General features: G+C 68.0%; 30 protein-coding genes, 2 tRNA genes, 1 rRNA gene and 1 pseudogene (1 of these 34 cut by a window edge). 5 read left to right on the forward strand and 29 right to left on the reverse strand.

The genetic code is table 11. From position 1 onward, the window contains the following. The 7 genes from OG344_RS00015 to OG344_RS00045 form a co-directional block, all read right to left on the reverse strand. Positions 1 to 294: ribosomal RNA gene (locus OG344_RS00015) — 16S ribosomal RNA — on the reverse strand; it reaches 1,227 nt to the left of the window's first position. A 544-nt stretch (positions 295 to 838) separates the two neighbouring features. Further along, positions 839 to 3,427: a valine--tRNA ligase gene (locus OG344_RS00020; protein ID WP_405086416.1), complete on the reverse strand. Its 2,589-nt coding sequence runs from the start codon at positions 3,425 to 3,427 to the stop codon at positions 839 to 841. 74 nt (positions 3,428 to 3,501) lie between these two features. Continuing rightward, positions 3,502 to 4,785 (reverse strand): ATP-dependent Clp protease ATP-binding subunit ClpX, encoded by a 1,284-nt coding sequence (clpX, locus tag OG344_RS00025; RefSeq protein WP_327047092.1) that lies wholly within the window; start codon positions 4,783 to 4,785, stop codon positions 3,502 to 3,504. A 194-nt stretch (positions 4,786 to 4,979) separates the two neighbouring features. After that, entirely contained in the window at positions 4,980 to 5,627 is a 648-nt protein-coding gene (locus OG344_RS00030; RefSeq protein ID WP_117410256.1) for an ATP-dependent Clp protease proteolytic subunit, read from the reverse strand. Positions 5,628 to 5,641: 14 nt separating this feature from the next. Then, positions 5,642 to 6,286: a ClpP family protease gene (locus OG344_RS00035; RefSeq protein ID WP_405086417.1), complete on the reverse strand. Its 645-nt coding sequence runs from the start codon at positions 6,284 to 6,286 to the stop codon at positions 5,642 to 5,644. Between the two features lie 399 nt (positions 6,287 to 6,685). Beyond that, positions 6,686 to 8,089 (reverse strand): trigger factor, encoded by a 1,404-nt coding sequence (gene tig / locus OG344_RS00040; RefSeq protein WP_405086418.1) that lies wholly within the window; start codon positions 8,087 to 8,089, stop codon positions 6,686 to 6,688. A gap of 203 nt (positions 8,090 to 8,292) precedes the next feature. Further along, entirely contained in the window at positions 8,293 to 9,159 is an 867-nt protein-coding gene (locus OG344_RS00045; RefSeq protein ID WP_405086419.1) for a helix-turn-helix domain-containing protein, read from the reverse strand. 275 nt (positions 9,160 to 9,434) lie between these two features. On the opposite strand from OG344_RS00045, the gene OG344_RS00050 reads away from it, so the two are divergent. The 3 genes from OG344_RS00050 (at position 9,435) to OG344_RS00060 (ending at position 11,993) form a co-directional block, all read left to right on the forward strand. Next, on the forward strand, positions 9,435 to 9,914 hold the full coding sequence (locus tag OG344_RS00050; RefSeq protein WP_405086420.1) for an ATP-binding protein: 480 nt from the start codon (positions 9,435 to 9,437) through the stop codon (positions 9,912 to 9,914). A gap of 29 nt (positions 9,915 to 9,943) precedes the next feature. Continuing rightward, the gene (locus OG344_RS00055) at positions 9,944 to 10,324 is read left to right on the forward strand and encodes a hypothetical protein (protein ID WP_405086421.1); all 381 of its coding nucleotides are present in this window, start codon (positions 9,944 to 9,946) and stop codon (positions 10,322 to 10,324) included. Positions 10,325 to 10,526: 202 nt separating this feature from the next. After that, positions 10,527 to 11,993: a serine hydrolase domain-containing protein gene (locus tag OG344_RS00060; RefSeq protein ID WP_405086422.1), complete on the forward strand. Its 1,467-nt coding sequence runs from the start codon at positions 10,527 to 10,529 to the stop codon at positions 11,991 to 11,993. A 98-nt stretch (positions 11,994 to 12,091) separates the two neighbouring features. Here OG344_RS00060 and OG344_RS00065 read toward each other — a convergent pair. Then, a pseudogene (locus OG344_RS00065) lies at positions 12,092 to 12,337 on the reverse strand (2-phosphosulfolactate phosphatase); the annotation flags it as partial. Positions 12,338 to 12,460: 123 nt separating this feature from the next. Further along, positions 12,461 to 12,531 (reverse strand) — tRNA-Gly (locus tag OG344_RS00070). Between the two features lie 90 nt (positions 12,532 to 12,621). On the opposite strand from OG344_RS00070, the gene OG344_RS00075 reads away from it, so the two are divergent. Next, a tRNA-Pro gene (locus OG344_RS00075) sits at positions 12,622 to 12,698 on the forward strand. Between the two features lie 75 nt (positions 12,699 to 12,773). On the opposite strand, the gene OG344_RS00080 is transcribed toward OG344_RS00075, so the two are convergent. The 20 genes from OG344_RS00080 to OG344_RS00175 all read right to left on the reverse strand — a co-directional run bounded on the left by OG344_RS00080 (position 12,774) and on the right by OG344_RS00175 (position 21,889). Next, positions 12,774 to 13,928 carry a site-specific integrase gene (locus OG344_RS00080; RefSeq protein WP_327047100.1) on the reverse strand — a complete coding sequence of 385 codons (1,155 nt, stop codon included), beginning with the start codon at positions 13,926 to 13,928 and terminating at the stop codon, positions 12,774 to 12,776. After that, a complete protein-coding gene (locus tag OG344_RS00085) occupies positions 13,928 to 14,131 on the reverse strand; it encodes a helix-turn-helix domain-containing protein (RefSeq protein WP_327047101.1) in 204 nt (67 codons plus the stop codon). The genes OG344_RS00080 and OG344_RS00085 overlap by 1 nt, the downstream gene beginning before the upstream one ends. Then, positions 14,128 to 15,534 (reverse strand): replication initiator, encoded by a 1,407-nt coding sequence (locus OG344_RS00090; protein WP_327047102.1) that lies wholly within the window; start codon positions 15,532 to 15,534, stop codon positions 14,128 to 14,130. Before OG344_RS00090 ends, OG344_RS00085 begins: the two co-directional genes overlap by 4 nt. After that, positions 15,531 to 15,767, reverse strand: coding sequence for a hypothetical protein (locus OG344_RS00095; RefSeq protein ID WP_327047103.1), 237 nt, complete (start codon positions 15,765 to 15,767; stop codon positions 15,531 to 15,533). The genes OG344_RS00090 and OG344_RS00095 overlap by 4 nt, the downstream gene beginning before the upstream one ends. Further along, positions 15,764 to 15,961 (reverse strand): hypothetical protein, encoded by a 198-nt coding sequence (locus tag OG344_RS00100; protein WP_405086423.1) that lies wholly within the window; start codon positions 15,959 to 15,961, stop codon positions 15,764 to 15,766. The genes OG344_RS00095 and OG344_RS00100 overlap by 4 nt, the downstream gene beginning before the upstream one ends. Before the next feature lie 172 nt (positions 15,962 to 16,133). Beyond that, complete coding sequence (locus OG344_RS00105) at positions 16,134 to 16,277, reverse strand: hypothetical protein (protein WP_327047105.1); 144 nt, start codon at positions 16,275 to 16,277, stop codon at positions 16,134 to 16,136. Then, entirely contained in the window at positions 16,274 to 16,429 is a 156-nt protein-coding gene (locus tag OG344_RS00110) for a hypothetical protein (RefSeq protein WP_327047106.1), read from the reverse strand. The genes OG344_RS00105 and OG344_RS00110 overlap by 4 nt, the downstream gene beginning before the upstream one ends. Positions 16,430 to 16,510: 81 nt before the next feature. Next, complete coding sequence (locus tag OG344_RS00115) at positions 16,511 to 16,636, reverse strand: hypothetical protein (RefSeq protein ID WP_327047107.1); 126 nt, start codon at positions 16,634 to 16,636, stop codon at positions 16,511 to 16,513. After that, complete coding sequence (locus OG344_RS00120) at positions 16,633 to 16,821, reverse strand: hypothetical protein (RefSeq protein ID WP_327047108.1); 189 nt, start codon at positions 16,819 to 16,821, stop codon at positions 16,633 to 16,635. Before OG344_RS00120 ends, OG344_RS00115 begins: the two co-directional genes overlap by 4 nt. Further along, entirely contained in the window at positions 16,818 to 16,961 is a 144-nt protein-coding gene (locus OG344_RS00125) for a hypothetical protein (RefSeq protein WP_327047109.1), read from the reverse strand. The genes OG344_RS00120 and OG344_RS00125 overlap by 4 nt, the downstream gene beginning before the upstream one ends. Positions 16,962 to 17,015: 54 nt before the next feature. After that, a complete protein-coding gene (locus tag OG344_RS00130; RefSeq protein WP_405086424.1) occupies positions 17,016 to 17,411 on the reverse strand; it encodes a hypothetical protein in 396 nt (131 codons plus the stop codon). Further along, positions 17,408 to 17,569, reverse strand: a complete 162-nt coding sequence (locus OG344_RS00135; protein WP_182881657.1) for a hypothetical protein — start codon at positions 17,567 to 17,569, stop codon at positions 17,408 to 17,410. The genes OG344_RS00130 and OG344_RS00135 overlap by 4 nt, the downstream gene beginning before the upstream one ends. 40 nt (positions 17,570 to 17,609) lie before the next feature. After that, positions 17,610 to 18,296: an NUDIX domain-containing protein gene (locus OG344_RS00140; RefSeq protein WP_327047116.1), complete on the reverse strand. Its 687-nt coding sequence runs from the start codon at positions 18,294 to 18,296 to the stop codon at positions 17,610 to 17,612. Between the two features lie 2 nt (positions 18,297 to 18,298). Next, the gene (locus OG344_RS00145) at positions 18,299 to 18,478 is read right to left on the reverse strand and encodes a hypothetical protein (protein ID WP_327047117.1); all 180 of its coding nucleotides are present in this window, start codon (positions 18,476 to 18,478) and stop codon (positions 18,299 to 18,301) included. A 35-nt stretch (positions 18,479 to 18,513) separates the two neighbouring features. Further along, entirely contained in the window at positions 18,514 to 18,669 is a 156-nt protein-coding gene (locus OG344_RS00150; protein WP_327047118.1) for a hypothetical protein, read from the reverse strand. A gap of 18 nt (positions 18,670 to 18,687) precedes the next feature. After that, positions 18,688 to 19,005, reverse strand: a complete 318-nt coding sequence (locus OG344_RS00155; RefSeq protein ID WP_327047119.1) for a hypothetical protein — start codon at positions 19,003 to 19,005, stop codon at positions 18,688 to 18,690. Between the two features lie 14 nt (positions 19,006 to 19,019). After that, positions 19,020 to 19,793, reverse strand: a complete 774-nt coding sequence (locus OG344_RS00160) for a DUF2637 domain-containing protein (protein ID WP_405086425.1) — start codon at positions 19,791 to 19,793, stop codon at positions 19,020 to 19,022. Between the two features lie 79 nt (positions 19,794 to 19,872). Further along, positions 19,873 to 21,045: an FtsK/SpoIIIE domain-containing protein gene (locus tag OG344_RS00165; RefSeq protein WP_327047121.1), complete on the reverse strand. Its 1,173-nt coding sequence runs from the start codon at positions 21,043 to 21,045 to the stop codon at positions 19,873 to 19,875. Between the two features lie 155 nt (positions 21,046 to 21,200). Continuing rightward, entirely contained in the window at positions 21,201 to 21,428 is a 228-nt protein-coding gene (locus tag OG344_RS00170; RefSeq protein WP_327047122.1) for a hypothetical protein, read from the reverse strand. 98 nt (positions 21,429 to 21,526) lie between these two features. Next, positions 21,527 to 21,889 (reverse strand): hypothetical protein, encoded by a 363-nt coding sequence (locus OG344_RS00175; RefSeq protein WP_182881649.1) that lies wholly within the window; start codon positions 21,887 to 21,889, stop codon positions 21,527 to 21,529. 151 nt (positions 21,890 to 22,040) lie between these two features. On the opposite strand from OG344_RS00175, the gene OG344_RS00180 reads away from it, so the two are divergent. Beyond that, positions 22,041 to 22,790 (forward strand): GntR family transcriptional regulator, encoded by a 750-nt coding sequence (locus tag OG344_RS00180; RefSeq protein ID WP_405086426.1) that lies wholly within the window; start codon positions 22,041 to 22,043, stop codon positions 22,788 to 22,790. The last annotated feature ends 7 nt before the right edge of the window (positions 22,791 to 22,797 follow it).

A 22,797-nucleotide genomic window follows, 5' to 3' on the forward strand; every position in this document is an offset into this window, starting at 1 on the left:
CTCTCAGGCCGGCTACCCGTCGTCGCCTTGGTAGGCCATCACCCCACCAACAAGCTGATAGGCCGCGAGCCCATCCCCAACCGAAAAAACTTTCCACCACCATCACATGCGAGAAATGGTCGTATCCGGTATTAGACCCAGTTTCCCAGGCTTATCCCAGAGTCAGGGGCAGGTTACTCACGTGTTACTCACCCGTTCGCCGCTCGAGTACCCCGAAGGGCCTTTCCGCTCGACTTGCATGTGTTAAGCACGCCGCCAGCGTTCGTCCTGAGCCAGGATCAAACTCTCCAAACAATGTCTGAAAAGAGAACCCATGGCCGGCACCCCCCGGCTAAGGAAAGGGCACCGTCAAAGGAATCCGCCACCAACAACGGTGACGGGGTCATGCATGATTCATGCACTGGCTTTTAGCACACTGTTGAGTTCTCAAGAAACGGACGCGACCACCATCACCCAAGACCCTTGAACCAGGTCCCGAACTCCGGGGCGTTTTCCGTTGTGCCTTTATTCTGTCCGGTCTCGTTATTCGTGTCAAATCGAGGCGATTTGCATTGAATTTCGATTTCCGGCCGAGAATTCCGGCCACCCCGTCTCCGGGGCAACCCCTCGAACTTACCTGATCCGCGACATCCCGTCGAATCGCGACGAGGTGACCCGAGATCGGGTGAGAGGAAGGGAGTGCAGAGAGCCTGACAGCCGGACCCCTTTCGGGTATTCCGACTCGCCGACTCCCTGCGCGTGCACAAAGACTAGCACCCGTCAGGGTATGCCGAGCACAACTTGCGCAACTTCATAGTCTTGCCCTGTCTCTGGCGCTCCCAAACCTCAGCTGGCGCAACTATCCCTGCAGCGCGGCGAGCTGGGCCTCCAGGCGGGAGATGTCCTCCGCGGCCTGCTCCGCACGCCGGCGCACCTTGGCCACCACGTCCTCGGGCGCCTTCGCCATGAACTGCTCGTTGCCCAGCTTCCCGGTGACCTGAGCCTGCTCCTTCCGTGCCGCGGCGAGGTCCTTCTCAAGGCGCTTACGCTCCGCGGCGACGTCGATGGCGCCGGCCGTATCGATCTCCACGAGGACCGTGCCGACGGTGAGACGGGCCGTGGGGGTGAACGTCTCCGACGGTTCGTCCAGGCGCAGCAGGACACGGATCGCGCCCTCGTGGGCGGCGAGAGCCGTGCCCGGCAGGGAGAGCCGTGCGGCCACCCGCTGGCCGGGCTTCAGGCCCTGGTCGGAGCGGAACCGGCGCACCTCGGTCACCAGGTTCTGCAACGCGACGATCTCTCGCTCGGCGGCGGGGTCGAGCGACTCGGGCGAGACGGCGGGCCAGGGGGCGACCACGATGGACTCCCCCCCGGTCAGCGCCCGCCACAGCTCCTCCGTCACGAAGGGCACCAGCGGGTGGAGCAGCCGGAGCAGCGCGTCGAGGACATGGCCGAGCACCCGCTTGGTGTTCTCGGCGACCACCCCGCCCTCGGCGAACTGGACCTTGGCCAGTTCGACGTACCAGTCGAAGACCTCGTCCCAGGCGAAGTGGTAGAGGGCGTCGGAGACCTTGGCGAACTCGAAGTCCTCGAAGGCCGCGTCGATGGTCGTGACGACCTGCTGCAACCGTGACAGGATCCAGCGGTCCGCCGGGGTGAGGTCGCCGGGCAGGCCCTCGGAGACGGCGCCGTTCATCAGGGCGAAGCGGGTGGCGTTCCAGATCTTGTTGCAGAAGTTGCGCGAGCCGCCCGCCCAGTCCTCGCTGATCGCCACATCGGAGCCGGGGTTCGCGCCGCGCAGCAGGGTGAACCGCGTGGCGTCCGCGCCGTAGCGCTCGATCCAGTCGAGCGGGTCGACCACGTTGCCAAACGACTTCGACATCTTCTTGCCGAACTGGTCGCGCACCATGCCGTGCAGCGCCACCGTGCGGAACGGCGGCCGGCCGTCCATCGCGTACAGCCCGAACATCATCATCCGGGCGACCCAGAAGAAGAGGATGTCGTAGCCGGTGACGAGCACGGTCGTCGGGTAGAAGCGGGCCAGCTCCGGCGTCTCGTCGGGCCAGCCGAGCGTGGAGAATGGCCACAGGCCGGAGGAGAACCACGTGTCCAGGACGTCCTGGTCCTGCTCGTAACCGGCAGGCGGCTCCTCGTCGGGCCCCACGCAGACCATGTCGCCGTCCGGGCCGTACCAGACCGGGATGCGGTGACCCCACCACAGCTGCCGCGAGATGCACCAGTCGTGCATGTCGTCGACCCAGTCGAAGTAGCGCTTGGCCAGCTCCGGCGGGTGGATGCGGGTGCGGCCGTCGCGCACCGCGTCGCCGGCGGCCTTGGCAAGCGGCGTGACGTTGACGAACCACTGCAGCGACAACCGCGGCTCGACCACGGTCTTGCAGCGGGAGCAGTGGCCCACCGAGTGGACGTACGGCCGCTTCTCGGCCACGATCCGGCCCTGCTCACGCAGCGCGGCGACCACGGCGGGCCGCGCCTCGAACCGGTCGAGGCCCTGGAACGGCCCGTGGGCGGTGATGACGCCGCGCTCGTCCATGACGACGAGCGACTCCAGCGAGTGGCGGCGGCCGATCTCGAAGTCGTTCGGGTCGTGGGCCGGGGTGACCTTGACCGCACCGGTGCCGAAGGCGGGGTCCACGTGCTCGTCGGCGACGATCGGGATGCGCCGGCCGGTCAGCGGGACCTCGACGTGCTTGCCGATGAGATGCGCGTATCGCTCGTCGGCGGGGTGAACGGCCACCGCGGTGTCGCCGAGCATGGTCTCCGCCCGGGTGGTGGCGACGACGATCTCCTCGTCACCGGAGCCGTACCGGATGGAGACGAGCTCGCCGTCGTCGTCGCTGTGCTCGACCTCGATGTCCGACAGCGCGGTGAGGCAGCGCGGGCACCAGTTGATGATCCGCTCGGCGCGATAGATGAGCCCGTCGTCGAACAGCTTCTTGAAGATCGTCTGGACGGCGCGGGAGAGCCCCTCGTCCATCGTGAACCGCTCGCGGGACCAGTCGACGCCGTCGCCGAGTTTCGTCATCTGGCCGAGGATCCGCCCGCCGGACTCCTCCTTCCACTGCCAGACGCGCTCGACGAACGCCTCGCGGCCGAAGTCGTGGCGGGACAGGCCCTCCTTGGCGATCTCTCGCTCCACGACGTTCTGCGTAGCGATTCCGGCGTGGTCCATGCCGGGGAGCCACAGCGTCTCCATGCCCAGCATGCGTGCCCGCCGGGTCAGCGCGTCCTGGACCGAGTGGTCGAGCGCGTGACCCACGTGCAGCGACCCGGTGACGTTCGGCGGGGGAAGCACGATGGTGTACGGCTCACGCCCACTGCCAGGGTCGGCCGTGAAGTAGCCCGCCGATACCCAGCGCTCGTAGCTCCGGGTCTCGACTTCGGCGGGGGCGTACTGGGTGGGCAGCTCAGACGTAGTCACGCTGCCCAATTCTAGGGACGTCCGGACGCCTCCCGCGCCGTCGCCGCACACCCCTGTGGACGATGGCCGGCGGCGGCCGGGGGTCAGGCCGACTTCTCCCGCGGCGTGCGCTGCTGCTTGGCCTGCAGCTGGTCGCGCGGCACGAGGGTCGGGTTCACGTGCTCCAGCACTGCCTCGCGGGTGATGACGACGCGGGCCACGTCCTGCCGCGAGGGGACCTCGTACATCACCGACTGGAGGACCTCCTCCAGGATGGCGCGCAGGCCGCGGGCGCCGGTGCCGCGCAGGATGGCCTGGTCGGCGATCGCCTCCAGCGCGTCGTCGGTGAACTCGAGCTCGACGTTGTCCAGCTCCAGCAGGCGCCGGTACTGCTTGACGAGCGCGTTCCGCGGCTCGGTGAGGATCTGGATCAGCGCGGTCCGGTCGAGGTTGTGCACCGACGTGATCACGGGCAGCCGGCCGACGAACTCGGGGATCATGCCGAACTTCAGCAGGTCCTCCGGCATGACGTCGGAGAAGATGTCCGACGAGTCCATCTCCTCCTTGGAGTGGATGATCGCGTTGAAGCCGATGCCCTTCCGGCCGACCCGCGACTCGATGATCTTCTCCAGCCCGGCGAACGCGCCGCCACAGATGAACAGCACGTTCGTGGTGTCGATCTGGATGAACTCCTGGTGGGGATGCTTGCGGCCGCCCTGCGGCGGCACGCTGGCGGTGGTTCCTTCCAGGATCTTCAGCAGGGCCTGCTGCACGCCCTCGCCCGACACGTCCCGGGTGATCGACGGGTTCTCGCTCTTGCGGGCTATCTTGTCGACCTCGTCGATGTAGATGATCCCGGTCTCGGCCTTCTTGACGTCGTAGTCGGCGGCCTGGATGAGCTTGAGGAGGATGTTCTCCACGTCCTCACCGACGTAACCCGCCTCGGTCAGCGCGGTGGCGTCCGCGATCGCGAACGGCACGTTGAGCATCTTGGCGAGGGTCTGCGCCAGCAGGGTCTTGCCCGACCCGGTGGGACCGAGCAGCAGGATGTTCGACTTGGCCAGCTCCAGGCCGTCGTCGCGGCCCCGCTCCCCGGACTGGACGCGCTTGTAGTGGTTGTAGACCGCGACCGACAGCGCCTTCTTGGCCTTGTCCTGGCCGATGACGTACGCGTCGAGGAACTCGTAGATCTCACGTGGCTTGGGGAGGTTGTCCCACTTGAGCTCGGAGGACTCCGAGAGCTCCTCCTCGATGATCTCGTTGCAGAGATCGATGCACTCATCGCAGATGTAGACGCCTGGTCCGGCGATGAGCTTCTTGACCTGCTTCTGGCTCTTGCCGCAGAACGAGCACTTCAGCAGGTCTCCCCCGTCGCCGATGCGTGCCACCCCAGATACTCCTTTGCGTGGGACCGCCCCTGCCGCCGCGGTCGCTTCCGTCCGCAACCGATGGTGATCCGGTGCGAAAACGTCATCCCGCTCAGGTTTCGACGTTACCGTCTCTCGGGCCCTCAGTGAGCCCCCTAGCGGTGAGTCGCACCGGAACGTGCCCAATTGGGCACTGTTCCGGTGCGGCAACTCCCTCAGGAAGCGGCGACCGCCGCCGCACGCTTCTTCCGCGACGGAATGATGTCGTCCACCAGACCGTACGCCTTCGCCTCCTCGGCGCTGAGGATCTTGTCGCGCTCGATGTCCCTGCGGACCTCGTCGGGCGACTTGCCCGAGTGCTTGGCCACGAGATCCTCGAGCAGCGACCTCATACGCAGGATCTCGCGAGCCTGGATCTCGATGTCGCTGCCCTGACCGCCGCCCTCGGTGTAGGGCTGGTGGATCAGGACCCGGGCGTTCGGCAGCGCGAACCGCTTGCCCGGCGTGCCGCCGGCCAGCAGGATCGCGGCGGCCGAGGCCGCCTGCCCCAGGCAGACCGTCTGGATCTCGGGCCGGACGAACTGCATGGTGTCGTAGATCGCCGTCATCGCGGTGAACGAGCCACCGGGCGAGTTGATGTACATGCTGATGTCGCGGTCCGGGTCCAGCGACTCCAGCGTGAGCAGCTGCGCCATCACGTCGTTCGCCGAGGCGTCGTCGATCTGGACTCCGAGGAAGATGATGCGGTCCTCGAACAGCTTGTTGTAGGGGTTCATCTCCTTGACGCCGTACGACGTGCGCTCGACGAAGGAGGGAAGAACGTAGCGGCCGTTGATGTCACCCGGCCGGATCAGCTCACTCATCTCGGAAGCTCCAGTCACGAGACGGCGCCCTCGGAGGGCACCTGGCGGGCGCTGCGCACCACGTGGTCGATGAAGCCGTAGTCCTTGGCCTCCTCGGCCGTGAACCAGCGGTCCCGGTCGGAGTCGCGCTCGATCTGGTCGAGCGGCTGCCCGGTGTGAGAGGCGATCCGCTCCGCGAGCGTCTTCTTCACATAGAGCATCTGCTCGGCCTGGATAGCGATGTCGGCCGCGGTTCCCCCGATGCCGCCCGAGGGCTGGTGCATCATGATGCGGGCGTGTGGGAGCGCGTACCGCTTGCCGCGGGCACCCGCGCAGAGCAGGAACTGCCCCATCGAGGCGGCCAGGCCCATGGCGACGGTGCACACGTTGTTCGGCACATACTCCATCATGTCGTAAATCGCCATGCCCGCGGTCACGGAACCGCCGGGGGAGTTGATGTACATCCAGATGTCGCGGTCGGGGTCATCGGCGGCGAGGAGCAGGAGCTCAGCGCACAGCCGGTTGGCCACCTCGTCGTTCACCTGGGTGCCGAGCACCACGATGCGCTCGCGCAGCAGGCGCTGGTAGAGCTGGTCCTCGAGGCGGGAGGGGCCACCCTCCGGGCTCCGGGCCTCGAAGCCGGAACCACCGGTCGGGAAGAAGGTCGGCGGGCTGGTCACAGCGTCACCTTCCGATGCGTCGTAAACGATTGGCTTTGCTTGTGACCTTAACGCGCGGCGCAGACAGGTCATGCCCTCGCGCCGTACTGTTCGCTGACGGCGCATGCCCCGCTCTCGGTCGGCGAGTGATCGAGCCCCGATCGGCCCCCGCCCGCGTTCTCCGCGCTCGACGCGCCTGACAGCGCGACGACGGGCGCGCCGGACCGCCGGGGCGCCCGGTCTCGTACGGCCGCTCGACGGCACGCCGACCCGGAAATATCTAAAGGGATTTGCCGCGAATATAGCCGGAAACCCTCGTCGCACCCGCGGGCACGACGAGGGTTTCGGCGTTGTCCCGGCCGTGAGGCCGGAGGAATGTCCCGGCCGGTGCGGCCGACGGAACGGTGTGGCCGGAGGAACTCAGCTCTCCCCGGCCTCGCCGGCGGCCGGAGCGTCGGCGGGCTCCTGCGCCTCGTCCACGCCCACGGCCTCCTGCTCGGGGTTGAGCTCGGCGTAGATGGCCTTGAGGTCCACCCCGTTGCCGGCAGTGTCGGTCACCTTGGCCGCGTCGCCGATGAGGGTCTTGGCCTTCTCCCGCACGATCTCCATCATCGCCAGCGGAAGCTGGTTGTTGTCGGCGAGGTGCTGAGCCAGCGTGTTCGGCGCGACACCCATCTGCATGGCGCGGCGGACCACGAAGTCGGTGAGCTCCTGCTCGCTGACGCCGATGTCCTCAGCCTTGACGATCTTGTCGAGCACGAAGCCGGACTTGAGGGCCTTGGCGGCGTTCGCCTCGTACTCGGCGAACAGCTCCTCCTCGGTGGTCTGCTGGAGACGGAGGTACGCCTCGCGGCTCAGCCCACTCTCGGAGATCTGGTGCTCCAGGTTGTGCTTGCGCGCGTCGATCTCGGCGGTGAGCGCGCTCTCCGGCAGCGGGATCCCGATCCTGTCGAGCAGCGCGTCGAGGGCCTTCTCGCGGCTCTGCACGACCTGGTCGACGAGCTTGTTGCGGCGGGCCTGCTCGCGGATGCTGTCCTTCAGCTCGTCGAGCGTGTCGAACTCGCTGGCGAGCTGCGCGAACTCGTCGTCCGGCTCGGGCAGCACCTTCTCCTTCACCGACTTGACCGTGATGATCACGTCGGCCTCCTCGCCGGCGTTCTCACCACCGACCAGCGTGGTGCGGAAGGTCTTGTCCTCGCCGGCCGCCATGCCCTGAAGCGCGTCGTCCAGGCCCTGGAGGACCGAGCCGGCGCCGACCTCGTACGACACGTCGGCGGCCTGCTGCTCCTCCAGGTTGCGGCCGTCGATCTCTGCACGCAGGTCCATCACGACGTAGTCGCCGTTCTGGGCCGGGCGGTCCACCCCGGTCAGGGTGGCGAAGCGCTGGCGCAGGCCGTCCAGCTGGGCGTCGACGTCCTCGTCGCTCACCTCGGCCGGGTCGACCACGATCTCGGCGCCCTCGTAGCCGGGGATGTCGAAGGCGGGACGGACGTCCACCTCGGCGGTGAACTCGACCTGCTCACCATCCTCGATCTTGGTGACCTCGATCTCCGGCTGGCTCACCGGAAAGACCTCGGTCTCGTCGACGGCCTGGCCGTACAGCTTGGGCAGCGCGTCGTTCAGGGTCTCCTCAAGAACCACCGCGCGGCCGAAGCGCTGCTCGATGATCCGGGCCGGCACCTTGCCAGGACGGAAGCCGGGCACGCGCACCTGCTGCGCGACCTTCTTGTAGGCGGCCTGCAGGCTCGGCTCGAGCTCCTTGAACGGCACCTCGACGGTGAGCTTGACCCGAGTAGGGCTGAGCTCCTCGACAGCGGTCTTCACGGGGTGATCTCCTTGGTCCAGCAGCTGGTGATCGCGGGCACGTCGTGCACGGCAACCGCGGCACAGTAACGCGCGCCGCGCCCACGTGAGGGGCGCAGGGACCTCCCTCTCCGCCTGCACGCGACCTGTCCGGGCATGCTCGACTGTGGCGGGTGTCCAACGCCAAGGGCAGTCTAGAGCAGATGAGGGGCTGGAGCGACTGCTCAGAGCTCGGTCATGATCTGCCGCAGCAGGTCCACCGTCTCGGCGGGGGTCGTGCTGACCGCGCAGAGGCGCTCCATGACCCCGGTATAACGGTCGACTTCTTCCCGTTTGTCCAGGTAGAGAGCGCTCGCGAGCTGCTCGACGTACACGATGTCGGGCAGGTCCTGATCGGAGAACCGCAGGATGCTGAAAGCGCCGCCCTCCGCGGCGTGTCCGCCGAAGCTGAACGGAATCACCTGGATCGTGATGTTGGGCTGGTTCATCAGGTCGATGAGGTGCTGGACCTGGCCGCGCATGACCTCGGAGCCGCCGATCGGGCGGCGCAGCGCGGCCTCGTCGATCACCGCCCAGAACGTCGGCGCGTTGCCGCCGTCGAGGATGCACTGACGCTCCAGGCGCAGGTCCACCCGCCGGGCGATCTCCTCCGGCGCCGCCCCGACCGCGCCCGCCGTGATCACGGCACGCGCGTATTCCTTGGTCTGCAGCAGCCCTGGGACGAACTGCACCTCGTAGGTGCGGATGCGCTCGGCCGCCTCCTCCAGGCCCACGTACGCCTGGAACCAGGTCGGCAGCAGGTCGTTGAAGCGGTGCCACCAGCCGGGCTCGTTTGCCTGGTCCACCAGGTTCATGACGACGCCGCGCGTCTCGTCGTCCTCCACGCCGTACAGGACGAGAAGGTCGGTGACGTCACGCTCCTTGAAACCGACCCGGCCCAGCTCCATCCGGCTGATCTTCGACTCGGACGCCCGGATGCAGCGGCCGGCCTGGTCACGGGTGATTCCCTTGCTCTCGCGAAGCTTGCGGAGCTGGGAGCCGAGCAGGATGCGGAGTGCCGTCGGACCCGATCCAGCCTGGATCTGTATCACGGCGCCTCCCTCTCACCTCGGCTCTGTGTGCCGCCAAGGGACGACCCGCACGACACCCCCAGCCCACACAGTGTCACCACTTCGGGCCTCGATGACAAGGTCTGATCTACGTGTCTCTCACGGTGGGAACGTTTGGCGTGTGCGTTTGCACGTGGCGACTGCACGTGCATTTGGGTCTTGCAGCAGTGGGACGGGGTGTTCCATCATGTCTAGGTGCATATTGGGCCAAATATGCACCAGCCTTCGATCCAGGCCAGCGGGAGGTACGGGCAACCATGTCGGACGAGCCCAAATCCGTCGGCCAGCTGACCCGCGACGTGGGATTCGGCTGGTTCCGGAGGGCGGTGTGCGCGTCCGATACGGCGATGTGCCCCCTTGCCCCGCAAGCCGATTCGGTCAAGACCGCGCGCGACGTCACGAGGACGACCCTGCAGCGGTGGGGGCTGCCGGAGCTGGGCGACGACGCGGCGCTGGTCGTGAGCGAACTGGTCACGAACGCCGTTCGTTACGCGCTGTATCCGGCGCGGCGGACCACCGGCCACCCGATAACGCTGACGCTCCTCCTCCTCGCGCCCCACGTCCTGCTCGCGGTCTCCGACCCGAGTGACAAGGCTCCCGCTCCCGTGCAGCCCGACTTCGTCTCCGAGCACGGCCGCGGCCTCTACATTGTGGAGACCTACAGCCAGGCCTGGGGCTGGGACGCCCTCGACGACGGCGGCAAGGCCGTCTGGGCCCTCTTCCGGGCCGGCGACTGACCGTTCATCCTCTGCGAGGAGGCGTGACAGTGGCACGGGTACTGGTGATCGGTCTCGATCCCGCGAAGCTCGAGGGCTGGGACCCGGAACCGATCCAGACCGCACTGGCGCGTGGCCGGGCCCGTTTCGCCGACAGCGGCATCGAGGCCGACTGGTGCCTGGTGGCAATCGACGACGACACCGAAGCGGTGATCGTGGAGGCGCTGCGCCGCGACGACTACGCCGTCGTGGTGATCGGGGGCGGCATCCGCGGGCACGAGCCGCTACTCGAGTTCTTCGAGAAACTGATCAATCTGGTGCGGCGACATCTGCCCGACGCCGCCATCGCCTTCAACACCAGCCCCGAGGACTGCCTCGACGCGGCGCTGCGCTGGCTGCACCGAAATCCCGGCGGCGCCGGGCGGCTCTGACAAAACAACTCCGGCAAAACAAATTCATATGTGGAGGGAAAACCGCGCCGGCCGCCGTTTGTGACGCCGCCGGAAGGAGAACAAGCCCCCAGGGAAATGGCCCGTCAGGCATTCTCGACGAGAATCGCTCTATTCAGCGACATGTCGGAATTCCGGGACATTGACACCTTTTCTGGGGGAGAAAATGCTTAAGTGTCCTAATGTGGTCGGATTCCTTGCGATCCTCTCCGCGCTGACCGCCGGGGCCGCGCCCCTGGGCACTCCCGCCATCGCCGCGGGCGCCGTCGGGACCGGCCCGCACCCCGGCGTACGCGACCATGGCGGAGCACACGAGCGCAATCACGTCCGGCAGCACGACAGGCAACGCCAGTGGGAGCACGAACGCCAGCGCCAGCGCCAGCAGTTGCTCCGCGACATCACGCTCGCCGTCACACCGGCACAGAAGGGCGGGACGGATTCGCGGGCCATGCCGTACAACTGGCAGAACTCGGACGCTATCTCGAATTCCTTCAGCGATCAGTACGGCTTGTCGGACGCCGTGAACCAGCCGGATCAGAATTCGGGCGTACCGGTCAGCGAGCCCACGGACCAACCGATTCAGAAGTCGGACCCCCTGGCCACCTCGCCCGCGCCGCGAGATGACGCCACCAGCGCGGCGATGCTGGCGTATCTGCGGGACCTGGCCGCGAGAAAGCAGTTCACCGGCTCGGCGCTGGTGGTAAGGCGCGGCGAGGTGCTGGCGCGTTTCGCCGCCGGCGAGGCCGACGAGAAACGGCACATCCCCAACCGGCCGGACACGGTCTACCGGGTCATGTCGATCACCAAGCAGTTCACCTCGATGCTCGTGCTGAAGCTGCGCGACCGCGGGCTGCTCAGGCTGGACGACCGGGTCTGCCCGTATCTCGTCCCGGCATACATCGAGGCCTGCCCGACAGCGTGGCGGCCCATCACGATCCGCGAGGCGCTCAACCACACCACGGGCATCCCCAACATCGAGAAGCTGCCCAGCTACCTTGCCAACATCACGCGACCGACCACGACCCGGCGACTCATCCAGCAGATCGTGGACCTCCCGCTGGACTTCAAGCCCGGCACCAGCTGGAAGTACAGCAACTCCGGTTACGTCCTGGCCGGCGCGATCATCCAGGCGGTGACGCACGAGCCCTACGGCGTCGTACTGCACAAGCTGATCACCGGCCCCCTTAACCTCCGGCACACCGGTTACAGCAGGGGATATCCGCCCGACGGGTACGCGAAGGGTTACTACACGCTCGGATCACCCGCCCCGCTCCTCAACGGCTCCGAACTGTTCGCTGCGACCGGCATCTACTCCACCATCGACGACATCGCCTGCTGGGACCGGGCGTTCGGCTCGTACCGGGTCGCGCCACCCGCCACCGTCAAGCAGGCGTTCACGCCACAGGCGCCGTGCCCCCCCACCGGCTGCCTCAACCTGCCGTCGAGCGCGTACGCCTTCGGCTGGCTCGTCGACCGGCTCCAGGGGCACCGGCTCCGGTACCATCCGGGTCTCTTCCAGGGCTACACGGCGAGCAACATGTACCTGCCCGACGACGACATCGAAGTGGTCGTGCTCAGCAACGTCCAGGACACCGACACCGCAGGCATCGCCCGCCACCTCGCCACGCTGGCCCTCGACAGCCCCTGGTGACGCCAAGGGCGACACCTGATGCGAAACAGCGCACAAGACGCGAAGGCCAGGCACCCATGGAGGTGACCTGGCCTCTCGCGGTCAGAGAGGTCGACAGACCGCAGCAGGCCCGGCGAGTTGACGGCGTCGAACCCGGCCGCCGGCGGACCGTCTTTGAGCGCCACCCAGTCCGGGTGGCGAGCCTTGAGCGCCAGGGCTTCGTCCAGCGACCCAGCGAGGACGATCTTTTCCGCTCCCTGGGCGAAGGCCCAGGCAGCCACGGTGAAGGCACGCATGACGTCGACCACCACCGCCGCGGACTGGGCTTCTTCCAGCTCGGCGATGGCGAGGAAACGGGTGTCCATCCGGTCATGATCGCCCAATCCCGGCCCGAAGCACCCGGTGAACCGTTCCGGTTTCGCCGAAGATCTTCTGAGATCACGAAGGCCAGGCACCCCATGCGGGGTGACCTGGCCTTTCGGAGTGAGAGCGGACGACGGGAATCGAACCCGCGTAGCCAGTTTGGAAGACTGGGGCTCTACCATTGAGCTACGTCCGCGCGCGCCCGGCGTTGATCTGGTCTAGACTTCATCCGGTCGTCAGGGCGTAAGCGTACCGGAGTCTCGGAGCGCTCGCGCAAATGGCGAGACGGGGCGTGGCGCAGCTTGGTAGCGCGCTTGCTTTGGGAGCAAGAAGTCGCAGGTTCAAATCCTGTCGCCCCGACCAGCACCACCGACGTCAAAGGCCGCCTCCGATCACCGGAAGCGGCCTTGTCTGTCCCCGGGGTGACTAACTGAGTGACTACGGGTCCGATCCGCCGAAGAGGCGGTCCATCGCCACGGCCCCGGTCTGCAACACGGGACGGATCTGCTTTCGGTACACGATCTCCGTGACGGCCGTACTGCTGTGCCCCACGAGTCGAGAGATCTCCTCCAGAGCAACCCCCGAATCCGAGAGCAGCGAGACGAAGCTGTGCCGCAGCTCCCGCGGCGTCCACTCGGACGCATCCACTCCCCCGGCGTTCTTGATCACAGCACGGAAGGCACGACGGACGTTCGCCGCATCAAACGGCGTGCCGGCGGCCGAGGCGAACACGAGGCCGGTTTCGGCCCACTGATCGCCTTGCGTTCGGTGCTGCTCCTCTCGGTGCCGCCGTAGAGCGTCCACACACAGTGTGGGGAGCGCGAGGGTACGCCGAGACTTCCGGGTCTTGGTGTCGCCCCCCGACCGTACAGAGCGCCACACAGCGACGTGAGGAGGCACGGGAGGAGTCGCGTCCGCGTCGCCTTTCAGGTCTACGTGATCCCACGTCAGTGCGCGCAGCTCCTCCGTACGGGCGCCTGTGAGCAGGGAGAGCACGATGTAGGCGTGCATCTTGGTTCCCTCGGCCGCCTTGAGCACGGCTTCCGCCTGGGCGAACGTCAGCGCCTTTGACGGGCGGCCCTGCTTACCGACCGGCACCGAGCACAGTTCGACGACGTTCCGCTTGACCTTGTCTCGCGCCATCGCCCGCTTGATCGAGCGGTTCAGGCATGAGCGGATGATCTGGAGAGTGCGAGTGCTCAGCGTCTTGGCCTTCTCCGCGAGCCAGCGGTCTACGTCTTCTGCACTGAGATCGCGAAGCTTCCGGGCGCCCAAGGCCGGGATGACGTGCGCACGGCAGAGCGCCGTGTAGGAGTCGACGGTCGCCTTATCGCGCCCGTTGAGGCCGTAGGCCAGCCAGTCACGTACCGCCCGCTCGACCGTGTAGTCAGCAGGAGCGATCGCAAGGCCGTCTTCGTAGTCGCGCAACACCTCCTTGAGTTTGGTCTTGGCCTCGGTCTTGGTCTTGCCGCTGGCCTTCTTCACGATCCGCTTGCCCTGCGGGGTATAGCCCACGGTCACCGAGGCGATCCAGCGTTGACGCGCCTCATCCCAGTGAAGGCCGCCATCTCCGCGGCTACGGCGCTTGGTCATCAGGCGGCTTCCTCGGCTTCCTTGGTCAGCAGGGCGAGATAGTCGGTGATCGCGTCGGCGGGGATGAGTCGCGTACGGCCCTCAGTGACCGAGCGGAGACGCTTGCCCCGGATCAGCTCATAGATCTTGGTCTTGCCGAGGCCAAGCACGCGGGCGGCGTCGGGAACGCGGTACATCGCGGGCTCGCTGACGGTCCGCGTCATTGTGGTTCCTCCTTCGGGGGCTGATCGCTGAGGTGTCCTGCCAGCAGGGATTCGCCGGGGGTGTAGCCCTGGCCGGCGAAGCTCCAGTGCGCGAGTACGAGGGTGGTGTCGGGGTCGAAGGCCCAGCCGGTTTCGCGGAGTTGGGCGTGGCGGTAGTCGGCCCGTTCCTGCCGGATCTTGCCGAGGGTGGTTGCGTAGGCGCGGGATCGGGTGGAGAAGTGGCCGCGGAAGCCGAGCATGTGCGCCCACTTGCGCAGCTTGAGGTCCAGCAGTTCCGGATGCGTGATGGGGTCGCCGAGGGTCCAGGCAGTTCGGATCAGCCGGGCGGCGTGTTCGCTGGCGCCCTTGTCGCGCAGGTGGATCAGGTCGTGGGAGCGGATGCGCCGGTCCAGGGTGCCGGCGGACTCGGCGGCTTTGGTCGCATACTTGGCCACGTACCCGGCGACCTTCTGTTCGGTGAGCTGGTCACCTTCCCCGGCGGGGTCGAGGTCGGCCGGATTGATGACCTTGACGTCGACCTGGTCGCCCCAGCGCAGGGTCAGGGTGGGTTGGCCGAGGTCGGGTGCGTCGATGTGGACAGTGGCGGCGGCCGAGCGGATCGCGCCGTCGAGGAGGTGCACGGTGGCCCAGTCCGGCGGCGGGATCGGGGTGGTGTCGTCGGGGTCGTCGGGGCGGCCGTCGAGGCGGATGATTGCGTGGAAGTGGACGACGCCGCGGGCTTGGTATTCGGCGACCTTGGCGAAGGACACCTTGACCTGCCGGTTGAACGCCGCCTGGCTCATGCCGACCGCTCCGGCGAGGTGGCGGCGCAGGTAGATGGTGAAGCGGCGCCACAGGTCCCCGGCGTGGGCGTTCCACAGCACGTGCCCGACGTAGTCGTAGCTTTCGGGATCGAGGGGTTGCCCGATTCGGGGGTCGTCTGCGGTGTGGCGGTCGAAGCATGCCGGTCCCGTGCGGCGGGGGTGGCACACCTGCGAGACTCCGTTCTTGCCGGGTCCGCGGTGGACGGGTCCGAAGGACGGTGCGGTGAGCGTGGCGAACACCCGGGGGTGAGTGCGGACGGTTTCGGGGACGCCTTTGGTTCCGCCGAGGAGGCCGGCGCGGATCAGGTGGAAGGTGTCGGCGCGGTAGAGCTCGGCGCAGGAGGGGCAGCGTGAGGCACGGCGGTTGCCGCAGCGGATGAGCAGTTGCCCGTGCGGTTCGGAGTTGGTGGTGTAGGTGTGCAGGACCTCACCCGTGCCGGCGTCGACCGTGACCGTCTCGCCGGACAGGCGGACGGGTTCTGTGCAGCCGCGCAGGCGGGTGACCTGGTCAAACCAGCGGGTGAGGTCTTTGCCCGAGCGGCGGGCCAGGTCACGGATGACCGGCCCGACCAGCTCAGAGAGCGGCGCAGGGGCGCTCAAGCGGTGATCCTCCTTACCTCGGTGACGACGATGCGGGGGCAGCAGTTGCGGCACTGCCGGTCGTGCGGGAGACGGCGCCCGCAGGCGATCCACCGGCGCAGCCGCCCGAACCGGAGGAGGACCGGGGTCAGGCACGGCCCGGACTCCTCGGCCAGCACTCGGCGGACGGTGGACCAGGGCCGTTGCGCACCGCGGGCGTAGGTGTCGGTGACCTGGACCTGGTAGCGGCTCATTTGCGGGCCTTGACGTAGATGCGGCCGGTGGCGCTGCATGTGCGGCACGGGATGGGGCACCGGTTGGGGTCGCGGCCGAGGTAGCAGAACCCGTTGCAGGTGGGGCAGGTGCGGTAACGGCCGACGCTCATTTGCCGCACCGCCCGCAGGTGGTCGAGGTTCGGGGGTTGATCCCGCCGCAGCGGCATACCCAAGTGGAGGCGGTGCCGGGCGGCAACCAGGCCCGGCCGGAGCGGAGTACGGGCGTGACGGGGCGAAGGTGGCGCATACTGGTGTCTCCTTTGCTGACAGGCGAGGGAGACGCCCCACGAGGCGGCGGGCTGGCAGGCTTTGGCCGCCCCGTGGTGGCGTCGAGAGTTGCCGCGATCAGCCCTTGGGCTCGCGGCGGGTGGACAGGTCCGTGACCGTGGCACCCGACGACTTCGCGGTCTTCTGGTCCTGCTTGGTCGTGCGCGTGTCGGCGTAGGCGGCGAGGTTCAGGGCGTAGTCCTGGAGGTCTTGCCGGCTCACTGCGTGCCGCCCTTCCGGGTCCCCTCCGGCCCGGTGCGGAGGACGGGCAGGTTCTTCCGCCGGTCCCATTCCTGCTGGTAGGCGTCCCTCACGCTCTGCGGCTCGCCCACGTTGGAGGGCGGGGGGTGGTTGATCCTGGTCTGGGGTGGCATTGTGGAAGTTCCTCTCTGTGAGGACCCGGGGCGCGCGTTGTCTTGGTCGATTGGGCGCGTCCCGGGCTAAAGGCGATGGGGCTAGGTGCGGTTGTCGATGCCGGTGCCGTCGCAGTCGCGGCACCGGGCGTTGTCGGCGTCGATGCCGGTTCCGTTGCAGGTGCAGCAGCGGTAGGCGTAGACCGGCAGGTCCTCGGCGAACGTCATGCGGTGGCACCGCCGTTCGGCGCCAAGCCGGTCCCGTCGCAGGTGAGGCAGACGGCGTACTGCTCGACCGTGCGGCGGCGAAGACCGCGGCCGATGACCATCGCGGTAAGGGCCTGGCCCTGGCCGTCGCAGTCGCCGCACGCGGCCGGTTCGACCGTGGCGCGGGTCCGGCGGGCGGGGGTCACAGTTCGCCTCGGCCGTTGCAGGTCGGGCAGGTCTGGCGGACCTCGATGAGGACGGTCTTGCGGTTGGCGCGGGTGGACTTGAGGACGCCGACGGTGCGGTAGCCGCGGCAGGTGCCGCAGGTACGGCGCTGGGACTTCACAGGGGCACTCCTTCGGTTCGCTGGTATGGCCGGGGCAGTGCGCGGAGCCGGGGGTCAGCCGGTGCGCTGAATGATCGGTTTGGTGACGTCGCGGTGGGCAAGCTGCACGCCGATCCCGTGCTCGCGCAATATGACGGCGAGCTCTTCGGCGAGGGCGACGCTGCGGTGCCGTCCTCCCACGCAGCCGATCGCGATGGTGACGACCAGAACCGGCGACCGGGGCAGGCCGTTCAGCAGGTCGGTCGCGCAGACGGCCGTGTGGCGGATCAGGCAGCGCGCGCCCGTGGTGTCCAGCACGTGCCGGCGCACCGCGGGGTCAAGGCCGGTGAGCTGGCGCATGGCCGGGTTGTGGTGCGGGTTGCGCAGGTGGCGGCGGGTGTCGATCGTGATGTCGGCCTGCGGGGCGGGGGCGTGGCCGTAGCCGAAGGACACGATGTTGACGCGGTTCATGAGGCCAGCACCCGCCCGACGCCGTTGCAGTCCGGGCAGTGCCGGTCCGGGACGCCGTGGACGGTGCGGCGGCCGACGCCGTTGCACGGGCGGCAGGTGTGCCAGACCTCCCGGGCGAGCTTCGGCGTGTCGCCGTTCTTCTTCCTGAACAGGCCCATGGCAGGGGCCTCCTTCCGGTGGCGGTCGGTCAAGGGGTGATCAGCGGTTCTCCGCTGAGAGAGGCCGGGAGGGGTCGGTCAGGGTGTCGGCGAGCATGCGGCGGTGGGCGGCGAAGACGTCGCCGCCGTAGGTGGTCGCCAGGTAGCCGAGGAGCTGGGGGTAGTCGTCGGCCAGGACCCAGGCGGCGCGGGCGGCGTCGTCGGCACCGGTCACCGCGGGCAGGTCCTCCCGGCGGCAGGTGCCCAGGTGGGTGCGGACCGGGACCGTCACCATCCACGCCTCGTCACTGGCCCGGGGGTCGGGCACATACCGCGGCGCCATGGCCTCCCAGCCGGAAGCGATGCCACACAGGCCGGTTTCCTCGGCCAGTTCGCGGATTGCGGCCTGCGTGGGGGTTTCCCCGGGGTCGACGTGGCCGCCGGGCAGCGCCCACCCGTACCCGTCGCGCCGCTCGACCATGACCATCCAGCGGTGCCCGTCCGGGTCGGTGGCGGTGACCAGGGCGTCAGCGGCGAGGGCTTCGCCCCAGTGCCCCAATCGGTTGCGGCCGTAGCGGATGCTCGTGCGCTCACACGGGTTGACCGGGCGGCCGTCGACCACCTGGAACGGGATCGCGGCGCGGGCCTGACGAGGCGTCCAGTCGATGCGGGCCGGGTCGGTTTCCGGGTCGGCCCACCCCTCGCGCACGCCCTTAGTCAGCACGTCGGGATGTGTGTAGGTGCGCATGGTCACTTCCACCGGCCGATCGCGACGGGCTTGGCCCACGGGATCGTCTTGCGGCGGTCCAGGACGATCTCACCGTCGTCGCGGACGTCGACCTCGTCGGGGTGGACGTTGTCGCCGGCGAGGTCGTCGGCGACCTTCTGCCGGATCTGCTGCTTGTGTCCGTCGCTGGGGTTCTTGGTCATGACGCGCATCCGTTCGGGTTGCGAGTAGGTGATGGTCAGTTCAGGCGGGTGAGGAAGCCGGTGAGGTTGTCGGCCGCGGCGTTCAGCACGTGTACGGCGTGCTTGACCACCTCGGCCGCCGAGAGGGGGTTGGTGACCAGGTAGAACACGGCGAACAGCAGCAGGCAGCGGACGAGGAGCTTGCGCAGCATCACGGGTCACCTGGCCGTTCAGACCGAGACGGCGCCGTGGTAGCTCATGAGCGCGTCCCACTCGCGCATGTCGTTCGTGGGCACCGCGACGGCCCGGTAGTTGATCGGCCCGAAGTCCCGCGCGGTGACGTAGTGCAAGCCCTCGGAGGCGGGGGCGTCGATCAGGTCGGCGATGCGGTCCACGGTGGCCCGCTGCTGGGCGTCGGTGCCGTGCACGAAGATGGAGATCTCCGCGCCATAGTCGGGCACCGGAACCTTGGGGTTGTCGGCCAGGAACGCGGCCAGGCGGCGCAGACCGGTGATGAACTCGGCCCGAGCCTCAGGGTTGTTCGTCATGACCTTCGGTCCTTTCAACGGGTGACGGTGTGGTCGGCTGTCGTGAGGTGGTGCAGAAGTTCGGAAGCCACGTCGGGGCTGACCCGCATGCGGCGCTGGAGCTCCCCGGCGGGGATCACCTCGCCATGCAGGCGCTGGTATTCGGCGGCGAAGTACCGGGCGTCATCGAGCACCGCCGGACTCACCACCGGGGCGGGAGCCGTCGCCGAGCGGACGGGCGCCGAAGGGGTCGAGGGGGTTGCCGTCGAGGGGGCGGGGTCGAGTTCGGCCGGCGACTCGTTCGAGGTCGCCACTTGCGGCCGGTCCTCGCACGCGCTCGCCTCGGCGGCATCGTGGGGTTGGTCGGTGAGAAGTTCGGCGTCGACCACCGCAGGGGGCGGGGTGTGGCCGGCGCGGCGCTCCAGCATCGACATGGCGATCAGGAACGCCCCCGCAGGGGTCGCGGCGAGGATCCATCCCCACGCCGTGGGGTCGGCCTCGGCCAGGTTCGCCGCCAAGGTCAGCGTGATGCCGCCGGTCAGTACCAGCGACGGCCACGACAACCGGCCCCGGCGGGGGCGTCCGGTGCGCTTGTCCCGCTGAATCTCCCGGGCGGCCATGACGCACATCAAGTCGATGCACACCGCAACCGCCCAGGAGCGCCAGTCCTTTTGGCCGTGCTTGGCGGCCAGGGTGCTGATGTGGTCGAAGGAGCCCACGGCCGCGATCACCGCGAGCACGACCACCGGCCCGGAATCGGCCAGCATCGAGCGCAGGCCACGCAACATCACGAACACCTCTTCACGCATCAGCCGGGTTTTCGGCATGGATCAGGTAGGGACGCGGCGTGATTGAGGGCTCACGCCGAGCCCGTGGGAAGGTGCGGGGTCAGACCGGGAGGTCTTCCAGGTCCGGTTCGGTGAACTCCTTCACCTCTGCCGGGTCCAGGTCACCGGCCGCAGCCGTGACGCCCCGGGTGAGATGCGCCCAGGCGGGGGCCAGGTGGGCGTATGTAGCGGCGGCGGCTTCGGCCTGTTCCTCGGTCACGTGCACGCTGCGCATGCGGTGCCAGCGGCCCTCCGAGCCGACCACCACGGCGGTTCCCGGCCGGTTCGGAGAGATCTGCCGAGCAGCGGCCAGCGCGGAGGGGTCCATGTCGCCGAGCGCCATCTTGGCGGTTTCGTCGTCGTTGACCATGTGGCAGATCCGCCCGGTGAGCTGAGCACGCAGCGCCGTCACGCCCGAGCCGAGGTCGGAACCGACCCGCTGCCCGCACACCACCAGGTAGATCCCGAACGCGCGGCCGAGCTGGGCCACCCGCAGCAACCTGGTCGCGACCGCCGACACCTCGTCTTGCTCTTTCTTCTTGTCGGCCATCAAGAACAGTTCGGCGACCTCGTCCACCAGCACGACAATCGGGATCGGCCGCTCAGCCTCCGGCAGCCGCGGGTGCCAAATGTTCTTCACCCGGTGCCGCCGGCACAAGGCCATCCGGTCCTTGATGACCCCGACCAAATCGGCGAGCAGGTCGGCGCACTCGGCCCGCTCTGTCGCCAGGGCGGACATGCGCGCCTCATACGGGGTGAACTCCACCCCGCCCTTGAGGTCGAACCCGACGAGGGCGACCGGCTGCGGCGCCAGCCCGACGACGAGGTCATTGGCGAGGTTGGACTTGCCGGACTGGGTTGCGCCGACGTTCAGCCAGTGCGGCACCGTACGGAAGTCGATGACGAACGGGTCACCGGTCTCCAGCAGCCCCACCCGGACCCGCAACAAGTCGTCCGACAGGACCGGGATCGTCACCCGGTCGAGGGGATCGATCAGCGTCGCGACGAGAGTGACCTTTCCGGGCTTCCACCCCGCCAGCCGCACCGAGTGGACCTTCCAGGCGTGCGCGAGCTTGTCCAGCACCCGCGTGTAGTCCTCCGGCGTCTGCCCGTCGTGCAGCCGGACCGTGATGCGGAAGCCCAGCGCGGTCGGGCGGATCACCCCGAGCCGCGGCGCCCGCTCGACCTCCACCCGGCGGATCGTCCGGCGCTGCTTCACCTGCATGATGCGCATCAGCGGCACCGGTCCTTTGCATAAGCGATCGCCGTACGCACGTCGTCAGGGCTCTGATCGGCCAGCCACGCCAGCGCGCACTCAGCCTCGGCCGGCGACAGCGCGGCAAGCGCCTGGTTGATCTGATCCCACGACCACGACTGTCCCGCCATTGCTCAGCCCCCCATGTACGGGAAGCCGGGCAGAGTCCAGCGCAGACGCCGGCGACGCCGCGCAAGACCGCACCCCGAGGCCACCGCCCGCCATGTGCTGTACACCATCAGCGCCTTGACCGGGAAGCCCACGACCAGCCAGAACGAGGGCCGGTGCAGCCGACGCCAGACCAGCAGCACCGCGACCAAGACCGCCGCGACCACGGCCGCGCGGATCAGCAAGTCGGTCATACTGGAGGTCTCCTTTCCTCTGTTGATGAGTGGTGGGGAGACCCCGGGACGGCCCAAGCCGCCAAGCACAGCCGTCCCGGGACCTACCTACTGACCGATCAGACCCCCGGCACCGATGCCGGCGCCGAGGCGGGGGCGGCGGGGTCGTTCGCCGGGCGGATCGCCTCGCAGCGAAACCCCATCCCCGAACGGCCGTTCATCTGCCAGTAGAAGGCAGCCAGCCCCACCGGCCGCACCTGCACCCCCTCCGGGATGCGCGGGTAGTCCAGCGAGGGGAACGTCACGGTGATGACCGGGTTCCGCCGGTCGTCGTTCGGCTTGGGCAGCAGCGGGATCGTGTACAGGTCCCGCCCCTCCGCGTCCTTCTTCACCTCCCCCGTCGCCCGATCCGCGATCTTCGGCTCCGGCTCACCCGCAACCGTGAACGCCAGACCCGAGATGTCCACCGGGATGTTCCGCATCTCTGCTCCTCTTCTGACATCTGTCATAACCTTGCGTACTCTCGTAGCCTAACACATATGTCATAAGTAGCAAGGGGCTTTTCGAGATCCGCTGGTCAACCGGGCAGGGTAAGCTGTGACAGAAGTCATAAGTCGAGGCCAAGGCCGTGATATGAACGTGGAGACGCCACGAGCCCGCTACCGCCAGGTCGCGGATGAGATTCGGAACGACATCAAGCGGGGCAAGTACGCCCCCGGCTCCGCTCTCCCCAGCCAGCCCGAGCTAGCTCGCGCCTACGGACTGAACCAGACCTCGATCAACAGAGCGATTGCCCTGCTACGGGCCGAAGGGCTCGTCCGAGTTGAGCACGGCCGCGGAGCCTTCGTACAGGAGATCCCCACCGTCAAACGGGTACGCCGTATCCCCCGCGGTGACGGCTCCGGAAGCAGCTTCGCCGAGGAGATGCGCAAGGCCGGCCTCGAACCTCGTGCCCCGCTGGTCGAACTCGCCACCGTTCCGGCGCCGGCAGTAGCAGCCGAACGCCTCGGCATCTCAGAGAACGATCCCGTTGTGATGCGCAAGCGCCACATGTTCGTAGGCGATCGACCGGTTCAACTAGCCACCTCGTACATCCCGCTCACCATCGCCGGTGGGGAGGAGATAGCCCTTCCCGACACAGGGCCAAGTGGCCTTTACCGCCGCCTGAGCGAACGGGGCTACCGCATCGCGCGCTTCGTCGAGGAGATCGAGGCGCGGCATCCCTCCGAAGAGGAAGCCGAGTTCCTCAAGCTGACGGAGGCTCAACAAGTCTTGGAAGTCACACGGATCGCCTACACCACCGAGGACGTCGCGGCCGAGTCCGTGTTCAACATCTTCCCTAGTCAGCAATGGCGACTGTCATACGAGTGGACGGCAGGGTAGGAGAACA

Source organism: Microbispora sp. NBC_01389 (genome assembly GCF_045040095.1).
In the GTDB taxonomy this organism is placed as follows: Bacteria; Actinomycetota; Actinomycetes; order Streptosporangiales; family Streptosporangiaceae; genus Microbispora.